Raw genomic sequence first — 15,368 nt, 5'->3', positions numbered from 1 at the left:
CCCTTCAGCGTTTGCCGACGCCCATGGTTGTTGCAATCGTCATACGGCGGCGCACCAGCACGATGACCACCAGCGCCGCGAGCTGGCAGAGCCCCATGATGACCGCGATCGCGGACGCGTAGGACATGTCATATTGCTCGAAGGCCTGCTGGTAGGCCGCGATCGAGATCGTCCGCGTCGAACCGGCCGGCTGGCCAACCATCACCGCGGATGGAAACACGGCAAAGCTCATCACGAAGACGAGGGCAAACGCGATGATCAGGCCCGGTGCGATCAACGGGAACATGACGCGGCGGAAGATGGTCCATGGCCCGGCGCCCAGCATGCGTGCGGAGCTTTCCAGGCTCGGGTCGATGCCGGAGATGTAACCGAGCAACATCAGGAAGCAGAACGGAAAGTTCTGCATGAACAGCGAGAAGGTGACGCCGATCGAATTATGCGTCAGCTCGAGCGGGTTCTGGATCAATCCGACCGCAAGCAGCAACTGGTTGAGCCAGCCATTGTGGCCGTAGAAGCCCAAAATTCCTTCCGACAGGAAGACGACACCGAGCGAGATCGGAAGCACGAGAATGGTCGTGATGGTGCGCTCGAACCAGATGCCACGCCGCATGCCGTAGGCGAGGAACAGCGCAACCAGCACGACCGCGACCGTCGTCGGCAACGCCAACATGAAGGTCGTCTTGATCGTATTGTACTGGTAGGCGTCGTTGAAGAACGCGACATAGTTCGAGAATATCCCGGCGTCGCGCTTCTTCGGCTGCAAGCTGATGTAGATCCCGTAGAGGAACGGGTAGACGAACATCGCGAGCACGTAGAGCAGCGACGGCGCAAGGCAGAGGATCGCGACGAGGTCCAGTTCGCTGCGAGAATCAGAGCGGATGCGAGCCACGATCTGTCCCCTCACTCGCGACGCAGCAGGACGAATTTGTCCGCCGGCAAGGTCAGATCCAGCATCTCGCCCAAGACGAGCTTCTCGTGCGAGCGCACCCAGAGCCTTGCGTCGCCATCGAGCGCGATCTCGGCCTCCTGCTCGCGTCCGAGATATTCGACCAGCTCGACCTTGCCGCGCAGCACGTTGACGCCATCACCAGACCTGCCGAGACGCACATCTTCCGGCCGGATCGCCAGAACGGCGTGCTCGCCCGGGCGGAAGCTATCCCTGGCCCTGGCCTGCAAGATTTGCCCCTTGAAGCCGGCTTCGATCATACCGCCCGCTTCCTTGCCGAGTCTCACATCGAGGAAATTTCGAAAGCCCATGAAATCCGCCACGAAGACGTTCTTGGGACGGTCGTGGATTTCCTGCGGCGTCCCGACTTGCATGAGCACACCTTCGCGCAGCACGACGATGCGGTCGGAGAGCGAGAGAGCTTCGGCCTGGTCGTGGGTGACGTAGATGGAGGTCAGGCCGAGCTGTGCGTGCAGCTGCTTGATCTCGGCGCGCATCTCGACGCGGAGCTTTGCGTCGAGGTTGGACAACGGCTCGTCGAACAGCATCAACCGAGGATGCAGCACAAGAGCGCGCGCGATGGCGACACGCTGCTGCTGTCCGCCCGAGAGCTGACCGGGATAGCGGTCTTCATAACCGGCAAGACGCACCAGACCGAGCATGTCCCGCACGCGCTGCTCGATTTCCGCAGACGGCCGCTTCTGGAGAGAGAGGCCGAAGGCAACGTTGCCGAACACAGTCAGATGCGGAAACAGCGCATAGTTCTGGAACACCATGCCGAACCCGCGCTTTTCCGGCGAGACATCGTCAATCCGTCGTCCGTTGAGATGGATCTCGCCGTCGCTCGGCGGCACCAGGCCTGCGATGATGCCGAGCGCCGTGGACTTTCCGCAGCCGCTCGGCCCCAGGAAGGTGACGAACTCGCGGCCGCCGATCTCCAGCGGAAATTGGTCGAGCACCACCTTGCCGCCATAACGCTTGGTGATCGACATCTGCAGCTTATCGATAGAGTCGGCCATTCCCCGCCCCGCATACGCGCGCGAGGGCCGCACCTGCGCGCCCTCGCGTCTTGGTCCCGGTTATTGTTATTTCTTGACCTGATCGGCGCCGACCTCACGGTCCCACCGTTCCATCGCGTAGCTCAGCTCGGTCACGCCCAGCGGAGGCGATACCTTCCATTTGGTCCCGATCTGATCGTATTCAGGACGCCAGAACTCCTTCACCTCGTCCTGGATATCCTTGGGTGCCGATGCCAGGGCTGCGGCCTTCACGACCGGCCCGATGAAGGCCTTCCAGGTGAGCGCCTGCTGCTCCGGCTTCCACATGAACTTCATGAGGTCGACGATGACATCGACCTGTTCCTGCGGCACGCCCTTCGGGATGCACCAATAGTGACCGTCCACCACGAACGTGGTGTTCTCCAGGATTGCGATCTTCGAGTCCGGCGGGATCACGCTCTGCGCGCGCGGCTTCATGTCCCATTCCATGATCCCGGCGATCATCCAGCGCTGCCCCTGCGCGAACTCCTTCAACGTGATCGCGGTACCGGTCGGATAATATTCGACGGACTTGCCAAGCTCTTTGAGGAAATCCCAGCTCTTGTCCCAGCCCTTTTCGGGGTCGAGCGGCTTGGAGTCCCCGAGAATGAAGGCGAAGCCCTGGAGGATCGCCCGGCCCGGCCCGCTGTTCGCCGGACGCGCATACATGAATTTGCCCGGGTTCGCCTTCACCCAAGTCAGCAATTCCTGCGCGGTCTTCGGCGGGCTCGGCACCTTCGCCGGATTGTAGATCAGCACCGGTCCACCGGCATTGCCGACTGACGGAATGAGGACGCCCTTGCCCTCGTCGTAAAGAGCCTTGCCCGCATCGGTGAGGCCGTCGCGCGGAAAGGTCTTCTGATAATCGGGGATGGCGATGAGCTGGCCGTTCTGGGCCAGCAGTGCGCCGCCATCCTGCCCGGTCAGCACCAGATTGATATCGAGGCGTCCGGCATCCTGCTGCGCCTTGATCTTGGCCGGAAGCTCCGGCGCGGGCGCGCGCTGGATCTTGATCTCGCTGACCTTGTCCGGATTCGCCTTCTTGTAGTTCTCGATGATGGTCTGCACCGAGGCCAGGTCACCGCCGGTATCGATGATCGAAAGACTGATCGGAGCGGCCAGGGCTCCGCTGCAAAGACACGCCCCCACCAGGGCGGCGACCATTGGGGTTGCTGACCTCGTTCTCATTCTCGCCTCCCAAGTGCTTTATTTTTAGCGCAACTTGTTATTTATTTGTAAGGCAAGCATCGACGAAATCTTCGCTGGTTGTCAAGCGGTCTGTTCTGTAGCTGTTTCGAACTGCCGGCCGAGCGCCTTGTGCGCGGACTAAAATGTCAAAAACTTGTTTGGAAGCCGAACGCAAAACCGGGCGGAGCCGGACTTGAAAAAGCCTGCGATGAAATCCGTGGAGTTGCCGCTCTCCTCCTCGACGGGACGATTGAGCGACCGGATCTACGACCATGTGCTCGGTCAGATCGCGATCGGCATTCTTCCCGTGAACTGCCGGCTACCGCCCGAGAATGGCCTTGCCGAACTCCTCGGCGTTTCGCGGCCCGTCGTTCGCGAGGCGCTAACGCGATTGCGCGATGACGGCCTGATCGCATCACGCCAGGGCGCGGGCTGGTTCGTGACGCGACGCCCGGCCGCCAATGCCTTCGACTTCGCGCCTGTTAGTAGCATCCCCGACATCCAGCGCTGCTTCGTGTTCCGGATGGCCGTCGAGGGCGATGCCGCGGCCCTCGCCGCACGCAACCGGGACAGGCAAAGCCTGCGCCGCATTCAGCAGGTCCTGACCAGGCTGGATACGATGGTCGCCCAAGGGCGCGAGGGCGGCCTTGGTGTCGAGGAGGATCTCCTCTTCCACCGCACGATTGCAGAGGCGAGCGGCAACCGGTTCTTTGTCGAGACGCTAACCTCGTTGAGGGAGCAGATCGCCATTGGCGTCAATCTCAACCGCAACTTGTCGCTCATTCAGCCGCGCGGCCGCATTCTCAGGGGGCAGCAGGAGCATCGCCGCGTGTTCGAGGCCATCGAGGCACAAGACGAGGACGGCGCCCGCCGCGCCATGCGCACGCATGTCGAGAATGCGCGCAAGAGAATATTCGAGGGGGGCTGATCGCCGCGACGTGAGCCACGCGCCGCGCGCTTAGATCGTCACCACGATCTTGCCGAACTGATTGCTCGACTCCAGGAAGCGATGCGCCTCGACGATCTCCTCGAACGGGAACGTTCCGGCGATCACCGGCTTCAAGCTGCCGTCCGACAAGCCGTCGAGGATGAACGCCTTTGCCCGCGCGAGGCGCACGGGATCGCGGATGATCTCGTGCACGAGGTAGCCGCGCAGGACCAGGCTCTTGGTCAACACGTTGAAGAGCGGGAACGGTGTCGGCGCGGGGCTCAGTCCGCCATACTCGATCAGAATACCACCCGGTGACATCGCCGCAGTCAGCGGCTCGAATGCCGGACCGCCGACGGCGTCTAATACCACGCGGACGCCATTTGAACCGGCGATCTCCGCGAGCCGCGCTTCGATGTCCTCCTCCTGCGAGGCGATCACGTGGGCGGCGCCGGCCTCGCGCAATGCGCGCCGCTTGGTCGAGGTCCGCGTCAGGGCGACCGGAACAGCGCCGATCCGGTTCGCGATCTGGATGGCCGCAAGCCCGACGCTGCTCGATGCGGCCGTGACGGCGACAACGTCCCCTCGCCCAAGTGCGGCGATATCGACCAGCGCGCCGTAGGCCGTCAGATACTGCATCCACACCGCAGCCGCCGCCTCGAAGCCAAGCTCGGGCGGATGCTTCACGACGAGTTCGGCCGGAAACGTCGCGAGTTCGGCATAGGCCGGCCATCGCACCATCGACAGCGGCGGCACGATGCTGACCGCATCTCCCGGCGCAAAGCCGGCCACGCCTTCGCCGATGGCCTCGACGATACCTGCCGCCTCCAAACCAAGCCCGGACGGAAATGTTGCGGTCTCGATATAGGTGCCCGTCCGCAACAGCGCCTCCGCACGGTTGAGACCGAGCGCCCTGACCCGGATCTGCACCTCGCCCTTTCCCGGCGGTGGAACGTCGATGGTCTCGATGCACAGCACTTCGGGACCGCCATGCCGGTGAAAGCGAACGACGCGGGTCATGGATACACTCCAAAACAATTGAACTGAATGGAGCTATGCCGATCCCACCGAAGTGGATAAATGGCCCGAATACGCGAACAGTCGAAACCAGGAGTTTTCAATCATGGACCGCCTGACCAGCATGGCCGTATTCGTCCGGGCCGTCGATCTCGGCTCGTTCGCGGCTGCGGCCGACGCCCTGGAGATGTCGGGGCCGATGGTCGGCAAGCATGTGCGCTTTCTCGAAGAGCGCCTCGGCGTCCGCCTCCTCAACCGCACCACACGGCGCCAAAGCCTGACCGAGGCTGGCCAGGTCTATTACGAGCGCTGCCGCGCGGTACTCAGCGAGGCCGAAGCCGCCGACGCCATCGTGGCCGATGAACTCTCCGCGCCGCGCGGCAGGCTGCGCGTGACCATGCCCGCCCTGCTGGGCCGGCACTGCATCGCGCCCCTGCTGATGAAACTCGCGCGAAAATATCCGCATCTCGAGCTCGACCTCTCCTTCGGCGATCCCATCGCTGACATCATCGAGGCCGGCTACGATCTTGCGATCCGGACCGGCGATCTCGACGACCAATCCGGTCTGATCACCCGGCGTATCGCAAGCCAGCGCATGGTGGTGTGCGGCGCGCGGTCCTATTTGCGCGCCAACGGCAAACCGAAATCGCTCGACGATCTCGCCGCGCATCAGGCGATCATCTATCGCCGCTCAGGGCGTGTCCGGCCATGGCTGTTTCCGCAAGCCGACCAGCCGCCACGCGAAATCATGCCTTCGGGCAGGCTGAGGCTCGACGATATGGAGGCGATCGCGGACGCCGCCGCGCAAGGCATGGGTCTCGCCTGGCTGCCTTATTGGCTGGTCCGCGAGCGTCTCAACAGCGGCGCGCTGGTCGGCCTCCTCGAAGGCCAGCCCGAATTCCTCTACGACTGCCACGCGCTGTGGCCCCGTTCGCCCCGGATTCCGCCAAAAGTCCGCGCCGCCGTGGACGCGCTCGCCGCCGCCTTGCCGAAGCTCATGGGGTGATGATCGAGCCCGCCCCCGTTAACCCCCCGTCCACCATCCGGCCCGCCCGGCCGCCGGTAACCACGAGAATTAACAGACCCTCAACGTACCCCCGACAAATCTATCAATGTTTCTGGAGATTTCGCCGTGGATCTGTTGGTTTTCGAGTTCCTAGGGCTGGCGCTGGTCGCCATGTGCGTGGTCGTGGTGGCGCTGCCCTGCGCGCGCAAATCCTCGCACCGGATCCGTTACGAATAGGAATTTCGTCGGAAAGAGACGATTCCGGCCCGATGCAAGGCTCGAATTCGCTTAGAGCCCCTTGACATCACAGCGCTTTCGGCAGAACGGCTGATACCAAGTGTCATGGGCCGTTCATGGATTTGATTACCACCACCGCTGACCTCGCGGCTGCCTGCAGCCGGCTGGCCAAGCACCCCGTCATCACAGTCGATACCGAGTTCCTACGCGAGACCACCTACTACCCGCTGCTGTGCGTGGTGCAGATGGCGAGCGCCGAGGAAGCCGTGGTGATCGACACCCTGGCCGAGGGCATCGACCTCAAGCCGTTCTTCGACCTGATGGGCAACGAGGGCGTGCTGAAGGTGTTCCACGCCGCCCGCCAGGACATCGAGATCATCTGGCACCAGGCCAACATCATCCCGCACCCGGTGTTCGACACCCAGGTCGCGGCCATGGTGCTCGGCTATGGCGACAGCATCGCCTATGACGCGCTGGTCGAGAAGGTCACCGGCCACCGCCCGGACAAGACCCACCGCTTCACCGACTGGTCGCGCCGGCCGCTGACCAAGGAGCAGATGCACTACGCGGTGTCCGACGTCACGCACCTGCGCGACGTGTTCGCAGCGCTCGATGCCGACCTCAAGAAGCGGCGCCGCAGCGAATGGGTCTCCATCGAGATGGAGGTGCTGACCTCGCCCAGGACCTACGATTTCCATCCCGAGCGCGCCTGGGAACGGCTGAAGACGCGGGTCCGCAAGCCCAAGGACCTCGCGGTCCTGATGGAGGTCGCGGCCTGGCGCGAGCAGGAAGCGCAGAGCCGCGACGTGCCGCGCGGCCGCGTGCTGCGCGATGAAGCCATCAGCGACATTGCGACCCACGCGCCGAACACGCTGGAGAAGCTCGCCCATCTCCGCTCGGTGCCGAAGGGGTTCGAGAAATCCAAATGGGGCGCGGACATCGTCGCCGCGGTCGAGCGCGGGCTGGCGCGGGATTTTGCGACGCTGCCGAAGCTGGAGAAGCCGCGCAACAACAACAATGGCGCCGCCATCGTCGAGCTGTTGAAGGTTCTGCTGCGCATGACCGCGGAGCGCCACGCCGTCGCCAGCAAGGTGATCGCCACCGTGGACGATCTCGAGGAGATCGCAGCCGACGACGAGGCCGACGTCCCCGCCCTGCGCGGCTGGCGCCGCGAGCTGTTCGGCGATGCCGCGCTGAAACTGAAGCGCGGCGAGCTGGCGCTGGCGATCGAGAAGGGTCGCGTGATCGGGGTTCAGCGGGCGTAGCGGGCGCGAGCGGGCGCTTCGCGGTTGGCCGCGAAGCCAGCCACATCGTCATTGCGAGCGCAGCGAAGCAATCCAGAATCTTTCCGCGGAGACAGTCTGGATTGCTTCGCTGCGCTCGCAATGACGGAGTTTGACGCGCCGGCTTCCCTTACGCCGGCGTCAGCTTGGCCACTTCCGGCTTCATGTCGTTCAGCACGCCCGTGATCGCCGCGATCAGCTCGTCGATCTGGGCCTTGGTGACGATCAGCGGCGGGCAGATGGCGATGGCATCCAACATGTTGCGCGAGATCACGCCGCGCTCCTGGAGCATGCGGCTGGCGATACCGCCGACGGCGCCGGGCGTGCTGGCGGCCGTCTTGCGCCCCTTGTCGAGCACGAGCTCGATCGCCGCGATCATGCCGACGCCGCGGACCTCGCCGACCAGCGGATCGCTGGTGAGCTCGCGCAGCTTGCCCTGCATGTAACCGCCGAGCTCGGCGGCGTGCGCGACCAGGCCGCGCTCCTCGATGATCTTGAGATTCTCCAGCGCAATGGCCGAGCCGACGGGATGGCCGCCCGCGGTGAAACCATGGCCGAGCACGCCGATCTTGTTGCTCTCGTCCGCGATCGGCTCGAACATGCGATCGTTCAGGATGATCGCCGACAGCGGGAAATAGCTCGAGGTGATCTGCTTGGAGACCACCATCACGTCGGGCTTGATGCCGTAGGTCTCGCAGCCGAACATCTTGCCGGTGCGGCCGAAGCCGCAGATGACCTCATCTGCGACCAGCAGGATGTCGTATTTCTTCAGGACTGCCTGGATCTTGTCCCAATAGGTCGCCGGCGGCACGACGACGCCGCCCGCGCCCATCACCGGCTCGCCGAAGAAGGCCGCGATCGTATCCGGGCCCTCCTTCTGGATCAGCGCGTCGAGCTCCTCGGCCCGGCGCGTCGCGAACGCCTCCTCGCTCTCACCGGGCGCGCCGTCCCTGTAGAAATGCGGCGAGCCCGTGTGCAGGATGTTGGGCAGCGGCAGGTCGAACGAGCGGTGGTTGTTCGGCAGGCCGGTGAGGCTTGCCGAGGCAATGGTGACGCCGTGATAGGCGCGCATCCGGCTGATGATCTTCTTGCGCTGCGGCTGGCCAAGCGAATTGGAGCGATAGGCGATCAGCTTGAGGACGGTGTCGTTCGCCTCCGAGCCGGAATTGGTGAAGAACACCTTGCTCATCGGCACCGGCGCGAGCGCCACCAGCTTCTCGGCGAGGTCGATCGAGGGCCCGTGCGATTTGGCGGAGAACGTATGGTAGAACGGCAGCGCCTGCATCTGCTTGTGCGCCGCCTCGACCAGCCGCTTCTCGTTGAAGCCGAGCCCGACGCTCCACAGGCCGGCCATGGCCTCGAAATAGCGCTTGCCCGACGCGTCGAACACGTAAGGGCCCTCGCCGCGTTCGATCACCAGCGGACCGGCCTGCTGATGCGCGCGCGCGTTGGTATAGGAATGGAGCTGATAGGCCACATCCCGGGCCTCTTGCGAATTGGGCAGCATGGACATTGCGGGATTCCTCAACGGTGCGTCATTGGAGGTCATGACGCAGACCTGTCCAAACGACGAGCTTGTCCAAAGAAAACGTCGACATCTTGGCTATTGCGACAGGCCGCAACTTGCAACGTCATTTCGTTGGCAACAAGCGCACACGAGCGTTGCAGGAAAGCAGCGCTGGCACTTCGGCAGGATATATCGCCTCGGCTAGCCTCGTCGTGCCAGTACGAAGGCCGCCGCCGCGGCGATCAATGCCGGGACGGCCGCAGCACCAAACAGCGGCTGCGGTCCCATGTCGCGGGCCAGCATCACGCCGCCGATCAGAGGCCCCACGATCGAGCCGATGCGGCCGATGCCCAGCGCCCAGCCCACGCCCGTCGATCTGATCGCCGTCGGATAGAAGGTCGCCGTCAGCGCGTTCGAGGCGATCTGTCCCCCGACGATGCAGAATCCCGACGCGAAGATCGCGATCGTGACCAGGACGATCGAATGGCTGGCCATGCCGACGGCCGCAACCGCGACCGCCGCCGCGAGATAGGTCAGCGACAACGCGCGAAACGAGAAGCGGTCGATGAACTGGCCGAGCGTGAACGTGCCGACCACGCCGCCGACCTGGAGCATCGCACCAATCGCGGCCGCCCCCGAAACCGACACGCCGAGATCGTTCAGCACGGTGGGCAGCCAGTTCGACAGCAAATAGAGGTCGAGCAGGCTCATGAAGAACACCACCCAGAGCAGAACCGTCACCGATGCGCGCCCCTCTGCAAACAAATGCGCGACGGGCAATCCCGACAGTTTGGGCTCCTGGACCACGAATTTGGCATTGCCGGCGAAGGATACCCCCGGGGCTAGCTTTTGCAGGAGGTCCGCCACCTCGCGGTCGCGGCCGCCCATCATCGCCAGGAACCGGATCGACTCCGGCAACGCCTTGAAGAGGAAAGGCAGAAGCAGCAGCGGCACGAGGCCGCCGACGAGGAACACCGAGCGCCAGCCGAAAGCCGGGATCATGGCGGCCGCCAGCAGCCCGCCCAGGGCCGCACCGATCGAAAAGCCTGCGAACATGATCATGACCATGGTGGCGCGGCGGCGATGCGGGCTGAACTCGGAGGTCAGCGCAATCGCATTGGGCATTGCACCGCCGAGACCAAGACCGGTCAGAACGCGCAACGCGATGAGCCAGGTCGTGTCCACCGCGAACACGGTGAGCAGCGTCCCGATGCCGAACACCAGCGTGCTTGCGAGGATGATGCGACGGCGACCGATCCTGTCGGCCATCGGACCGAAGATCAGGGCGCCGATCATGAGGCCCAGAAGCCCCGCGCTGAACACCGGACCGAGGCTGCCACGCGCCAGCTTCCATTCCTGCGCGACCGCAGGCGCGACATAACCGATCGCCTGGGTGTCGAAGCCGTCGATGAACAGCACCGCGGCGCAGACGAGCAGAACCCGGATCTGAAAGGCGCCGACCGGCTGACGATCGACATAGGCGGGAACGTCGACCGTGCCTGACACGATCTCATCCGTAGCTGTGACGGCCATGCCCAACCCCTCCCCGGCATCTCATGCACTATTATTCTTCTTAAAATCTCTTATAGTGAGATTATAGCGAAGGCAAGCCACTGCCGTGCCACCGTTTTGCGGCCGACGCGAATGCGGGTATCACGGCAAATACGCGAAGCTGGATCGAATCTCACTTGGTCAAAGCAAACAGTCAGGATCGGGTTCTTGCCGTGCTCGATCTCTTCACCGAGGCACGGCCGCAATGGTCGCCCGAAGAGCTCATGAAGGAGCTCGGCTACACGAGGCCGACGCTGTATCGCTATCTCAAGAGCTTGAAGGACAGCGGCTTCGTGATGCCGACGCGCGGCGGCCGGTTCGCGCTTGGCCCGCGCGTGGTGGAGATGGACTATCTCAGCCGCCGTTCCGATCCGCTGATCGCAGCAGCCACCCCGCATCTGGAGCGGCTGTCGGCCGCGCACCCCTGTACGGCCCTGGTCGTGCGCTGGTACGGCGAAAAGATGCTGTGCGTGGCTTCAATCGCCTCGGTCGTGAATCCCGTGAGCAGCTATCCGCGCGGCCGACCGATGGCGATGGGACGCGGCGCAATCGCGCGCTCGATCATGGCCTTTCTGCCCAAGCAACGCGTGATGCCACTGGTGACGCGCTATGCCGCCGATCTGCGCAGCGTCGGCGTCGGCGACTCTTCCGACGAAATCCTGGCAGCGCTGAAACGCGTGCGGCGCGCCGGCGTCGCCGTTGCCTTTGGCGAAGTGACACCGGGCGCGGTCGGGATCGCCGCGCCGATCCTCGATGCGGGCTACCCGATCGCAAGCCTCTGCATCACGATCGCCGGACCACATGCCAAGGGCGAGTTGATCGATCGCATCAGCGCGGAGGTCCGCGAAGCGGCCCGGCAGATCTCCGAGGCCTCGACAGACGGCATCACACAATAATCTCATCATGTGAGATTTTACTTGACGATATCCCTACAACGTCTCATGAGGACGAGCGATCGCGCCTCGCGCGATGACAATCGTGGGGAAGCGATGTGAGGCAGGCTTCAGCGGATAGCGACGCGCCCGTCGTGATCGTCGGCGGCGGACCGGTTGGGATGGGTCTGGCGATCGGCCTTGGCCAGCGCGGCATCAAGACCATCGTCGTGGAACGCCACGAACGGCCGCAGCCAATCCCCAAGGGACAGAACCTCACGCAGCGGACGATGGAGCATTTCCATTTCTGGGGCGCGGAGGCAGCGCTGCGCGCGGCCCGCACCATTCCTCCCGACTACGGCATCGGCGGAATGACCAGCTACGGGACGCTGCTCAGCGGCTACAATTACAACTGGCTGCAGCGCGAGCTCGTCCGCCCCTTCTATTTCACCGACAACGAACGCCTGCCGCAATACGCGACCGAAGCCGTGCTGCGGCAGCGTGCGGCACAGCTTCCATCCATTGACCTGCGATACGGCTGGACCTGCCGGGATGTCCGGCCTGACGCCGAGGACGTGAGCCTCGACATCGAAAATCGCGACGGGATGACACAGAGCCTACGCGCCGACTACGTGATCGGCTGCGATGGCAGCCGATCGATCGTGCGCGAACGCGCCGGCATCACCCAGACCCGTTCCGACCACGATCGGCTGATGGTGCTGCTGGTGTTTCGCTCCGTCGAATTGCATCGACTGCTCGAGGCCTTTCCAGGCAAGTCGTTCTACAGCGTGTTGCATCCGGACCTCGAGGGCTATTGGAAATTTTTCGGCCGGGTCGATCTCGGCAGCACCTGGTTCTTCCATGCCCCAGTTCCCGCGGACACCACCGCCGACAATTTCGATTTCCGACGCTTGCTGCACGATGCCGCCGGCGCACAATTCGACATCGAGTTCGAGCACATCGGATTCTGGGATCTTCGCTTCACCCTCGCGGACAGCTACCGCGCAGGCCGCGTCTTCGTCGCCGGAGATGCCGCGCACAGCCATCCGCCCTACGGCGGCTATGGCATCAACACCGGCTTCGAGGACGCCGTAAATCTGGCGTGGAAGCTCGCCGCGACGCTGCAAGGCTGGGCGCCAGCCGGTCTGCTCGACAGCTACGATGCCGAGCGGCGTCCGGTGTTTGCGTCCACCGCGCGCGATTTCATCGAGACGCCGATCTTCCGCGACCGCGATTTTCTTCGCCGCCACGATCCGGCGCGCGATCGGGCGGATTTCGAGGCCGCCTGGCACGCGCGGCACTCCGGCGCGCGCGCCGAGGTCAACGCCTTCGAGCCGAACTACGAAGGGTCACCAATCGTCTTTGGTCCGGCCGGCGCTGTCTGCAGCGCGATCGGCTCGCACGCCTATCCGGCGCGCGCCGGTCATCATCTCACGCCGCAACCTCTGTCGTCAGGCAAGAACGTGTTCGAGGAATTGGGCGACGGCTTCACCTTGATCGACCTGACGGTCGGCACCGCGGCAACAGCTCTCGAGCAAGCCGCCGCGCGGCTTGGCATCCCGCTGAAGGTGGTCAGGGACACCGCATCAGGCGGCCGCGAGAAATACGAGGCGCTGTTGATCCTGGTGCGGCCCGATCAATTCGTTGCCTACGCGGGCAACAACGCTGATGACGCATCCGATATCCTGATGCGCGCCATCGGCCGATCCTGAGAGAAACGCTTTCGCTGCAGGCCCAAAACCCTACGCCGCGCCGTCGTCATCCTCTTCGGCGGCAGCGCGAGCGGCTTCCTTCACCTCCACCAGCGCCATCGAGAGCAGATAGACCGTCGTGGGCAAGCCGACGCGGCGCGCCGTCTCCACGGCACGCGACAAATCGCTCGCCAGCTCCTTGAGCTCGTCCCCCCGTGACAATGTCCCACCCCACCATCCGCCGACCACGGCCGGCTAGACCGCGATGGCGCCGCTGGTTCTGATCAGTTCGGCGCTGGCATGGACTGTAGCAAAATTCCCGATCACATTCACCACCGACTGTTTGTAGGCGGCGGCATCGCCCGTGCCCGGCTGCCGGCAGGCCACGGCGTCTCCGACCACCTGGTAGCGATGGCTCCGGTGAAACCCGTCGACGGCGGTGGCCAGGATGGTTTCGTCCAGGGAAAAGCCGACCAGAATGCAGCGCACATTGCGGATATTGGACATGTAGTCCACGAACCGCGAAGAGCTGTAGGCCGACGGCAGCGGGTGCTCGAACGTCATTTCACCCGGCCGCGGCTTCGCCTCCGCGATCCAATCAGTCAGCCTGGATGCCGGGTTGAACCAGGCCGCCTGGGCGATGCGCTTCAGATGCATCACCGGCCAGAGATTGGTGCGCCACAGCGTCAGGAGCTCCAGGCAGCGCACGGTGGCGGCTTCGCCGTCGAGGATGACATGGCGACGCCCAGGGGTCAGATATTCGACCTGGAGATCCGCACAGACCAGGATCGGCGGATCATCGGTAATGGAAGCCAGCATTGTCTTGCGCAGAGCTGCACCAGTTTCAGTGATCGGCGAGTGCGAGGTCCCGTAGCGGCGAGGTCACCGCCCGCCCCGCCGATGCGTCGAGCACGCCGGGCCGGTCCCAATCGCCCTCGGGACGGATGATCACATAGGGATCGCTGTCCAGCGTGATGGCGTCCGGCCCCGGCTCGATCTCCAGCAGCATTTCCGTGTAGGAGAAATCCGAGAAGGTGATCTTGCGGTTGTGACCGAGCGGCTTGGCGCCGAAGTGAGCCCAGAAATCGACCAGCCGGTCCTGCGCCTGGCCGTAGATCTTGCGAAAGCCCTTGCGCTTCACATAGTCGACGCTCGCCTGCACCAGCTTGAACGAGACGCGCGAGCGCCGATATTGATGACGCACCGCGAGCCGCTCTACCTTGGCGAAATCCCCGAAAAAGCGTACCCGCAGGCAACCCGCAGGCTCGTTGCCGACGTAGCCGATGAAGTGCGCTGCGACCATGTCGTTGCCGTCGAACTCCTCGTCGAACGGACAATCCTGCTCGGCGAGATAGACCGCCGAGCGGATGGCGGTGACCAGCATGAGGTCGTTGGGATCGCGCGCGAGGCGAATGGTGATGGCGCGGGAGTCGGGCTTGGCGAGGGGAATCCTAGTGCCGTGCATCTGCAAAACTCCTTGTTTGGATGATCGCGCCCGGCATCCGCATCGGCTGCCGATGCCAGGGCCGCTCGTAACACCAGAGATCGGGTTGGAAGCTCGGGACGGGGTCGAAACCCGTCGCCTTCATGATGTCGCGTCCGGCCACGGTTGACGGCTGCGCATAGCAATCCGCGCCACGAAACCTTACTTGACGGAGATGAGCCGCAGCCTTGCCCAGACCAGCGATACCTCGGCCCGTCGCCGCGATCGCCCAGATGTAGATCGCGGCAACGTCTTCCTTCGCGGAGGCGAGATAGCGTGTTTCGGGTGCCGTCAGGCAGATCTCGTCGAGCAACAGCGCATCGTGTCCGCGGTCGTTGAGGAACAAGAAGGCCATGCCGCCGACCAGATTGCCCTTGCGACTGAACGTCAGGATGCTCTGAGGATCGAACGTGAAATATCGCGCAAGCTCTGCCGTTCCGATCTGCACACCCGGCACCAGCCGGTGCGCCATTTCGGAAAGCGCAGCAATTTCGGAAGATTGCGCACATCGGACATCGACGTCCGGACTGAGCGGCAAGGCATCGAAATCATGCCTTGCGGCAAAGGAGCCCCTTTCCATACTCATATCACCCCTCTATCGTTCGAGGATTTAGTGCCCCGC

General features: G+C 63.9%; 15 protein-coding genes. 5 read left to right on the top strand and 10 right to left on the bottom strand.

Going from position 1 to position 15,368, the window contains the following annotated elements; genetic code table 11:
- Positions 1-4: 4 nt before the first annotated feature.
- From ACKWRH_RS19335 to ACKWRH_RS19325, 3 genes are all read right to left on the bottom strand, one after another.
- On the bottom strand, positions 5-889 hold the full coding sequence (locus ACKWRH_RS19335; protein WP_063983656.1) for an ABC transporter permease: 885 nt from the start codon (positions 887-889) through the stop codon (positions 5-7).
- Positions 890-900: 11 nt separating this feature from the next.
- A complete protein-coding gene (locus ACKWRH_RS19330; RefSeq protein ID WP_445221884.1) occupies positions 901-1,965 on the bottom strand; it encodes an ABC transporter ATP-binding protein in 1,065 nt (354 codons plus the stop codon).
- Positions 1,966-2,031: 66 nt separating this feature from the next.
- Complete coding sequence (locus tag ACKWRH_RS19325) at positions 2,032-3,171, bottom strand: ABC transporter substrate-binding protein (protein WP_445221883.1); 1,140 nt, start codon at positions 3,169-3,171, stop codon at positions 2,032-2,034.
- 193 nt (positions 3,172-3,364) lie between these two features.
- Between ACKWRH_RS19325 and ACKWRH_RS19320 the strand changes: the two genes are divergently transcribed.
- Positions 3,365-4,099 (top strand): FadR/GntR family transcriptional regulator, encoded by a 735-nt coding sequence (locus tag ACKWRH_RS19320; protein ID WP_207794725.1) that lies wholly within the window; start codon positions 3,365-3,367, stop codon positions 4,097-4,099.
- A gap of 30 nt (positions 4,100-4,129) precedes the next feature.
- Here the strand turns inward: ACKWRH_RS19320 and ACKWRH_RS19315 are convergent, their stop codons facing one another.
- Complete coding sequence (locus ACKWRH_RS19315) at positions 4,130-5,119, bottom strand: zinc-dependent alcohol dehydrogenase family protein (RefSeq protein ID WP_445221882.1); 990 nt, start codon at positions 5,117-5,119, stop codon at positions 4,130-4,132.
- A 103-nt stretch (positions 5,120-5,222) separates the two neighbouring features.
- Between ACKWRH_RS19315 and ACKWRH_RS19310 the strand changes: the two genes are divergently transcribed.
- Positions 5,223-6,122, top strand: coding sequence for a LysR family transcriptional regulator (locus ACKWRH_RS19310; protein ID WP_445221881.1), 900 nt, complete (start codon positions 5,223-5,225; stop codon positions 6,120-6,122).
- A 353-nt stretch (positions 6,123-6,475) separates the two neighbouring features.
- Positions 6,476-7,624: a ribonuclease D gene (gene rnd, locus ACKWRH_RS19305; RefSeq protein ID WP_028147776.1), complete on the top strand. Its 1,149-nt coding sequence runs from the start codon at positions 6,476-6,478 to the stop codon at positions 7,622-7,624.
- Positions 7,625-7,772: 148 nt separating this feature from the next.
- Here rnd and ACKWRH_RS19300 read toward each other — a convergent pair whose 3' ends face one another.
- Both ACKWRH_RS19300 and ACKWRH_RS19295 read right to left on the bottom strand, forming a co-directional pair.
- A complete protein-coding gene (locus ACKWRH_RS19300) occupies positions 7,773-9,155 on the bottom strand; it encodes an aspartate aminotransferase family protein (protein WP_445221880.1) in 1,383 nt (460 codons plus the stop codon).
- Positions 9,156-9,350: 195 nt separating this feature from the next.
- Positions 9,351-10,682: an MFS transporter gene (locus ACKWRH_RS19295; RefSeq protein ID WP_445221879.1), complete on the bottom strand. Its 1,332-nt coding sequence runs from the start codon at positions 10,680-10,682 to the stop codon at positions 9,351-9,353.
- 155 nt (positions 10,683-10,837) lie between these two features.
- Here ACKWRH_RS19295 and ACKWRH_RS19290 point away from each other — a divergent pair, with 155 nt between their 5' ends.
- Positions 10,838-11,596, top strand: coding sequence for an IclR family transcriptional regulator (locus ACKWRH_RS19290; RefSeq protein ID WP_445221878.1), 759 nt, complete (start codon positions 10,838-10,840; stop codon positions 11,594-11,596).
- 95 nt (positions 11,597-11,691) lie between these two features.
- Complete coding sequence (locus ACKWRH_RS19285; RefSeq protein ID WP_445221877.1) at positions 11,692-13,284, top strand: FAD-dependent monooxygenase; 1,593 nt, start codon at positions 11,692-11,694, stop codon at positions 13,282-13,284.
- A 30-nt stretch (positions 13,285-13,314) separates the two neighbouring features.
- Here the strand turns inward: ACKWRH_RS19285 and ACKWRH_RS19280 are convergent, their stop codons facing one another.
- The 4 genes from ACKWRH_RS19280 to ACKWRH_RS19265 are packed head-to-tail and all read right to left on the bottom strand — an operon-like array spanning position 13,315 to position 15,332.
- Positions 13,315-13,485: a hypothetical protein gene (locus tag ACKWRH_RS19280; protein WP_445221876.1), complete on the bottom strand. Its 171-nt coding sequence runs from the start codon at positions 13,483-13,485 to the stop codon at positions 13,315-13,317.
- 33 nt (positions 13,486-13,518) lie between these two features.
- Positions 13,519-14,082, bottom strand: coding sequence for an isochorismatase family protein (locus tag ACKWRH_RS19275; RefSeq protein WP_445221875.1), 564 nt, complete (start codon positions 14,080-14,082; stop codon positions 13,519-13,521).
- A gap of 25 nt (positions 14,083-14,107) precedes the next feature.
- Positions 14,108-14,728 carry a GNAT family N-acetyltransferase gene (locus ACKWRH_RS19270; protein ID WP_014495756.1) on the bottom strand — a complete coding sequence of 207 codons (621 nt, stop codon included), beginning with the start codon at positions 14,726-14,728 and terminating at the stop codon, positions 14,108-14,110.
- Positions 14,715-15,332, bottom strand: a complete 618-nt coding sequence (locus tag ACKWRH_RS19265; RefSeq protein ID WP_208086453.1) for a hypothetical protein — start codon at positions 15,330-15,332, stop codon at positions 14,715-14,717. Before ACKWRH_RS19265 ends, ACKWRH_RS19270 begins: the two co-directional genes overlap by 14 nt.
- Between the last annotated feature and the right edge of the window lie 36 nt (positions 15,333-15,368).

It is taken from the genome of Bradyrhizobium sp. Pa8, assembly GCF_052588265.1.
Note: the sequence above shows the minus strand (reverse complement) of the source record. Positions and strands in the feature narration are given on the sequence as shown.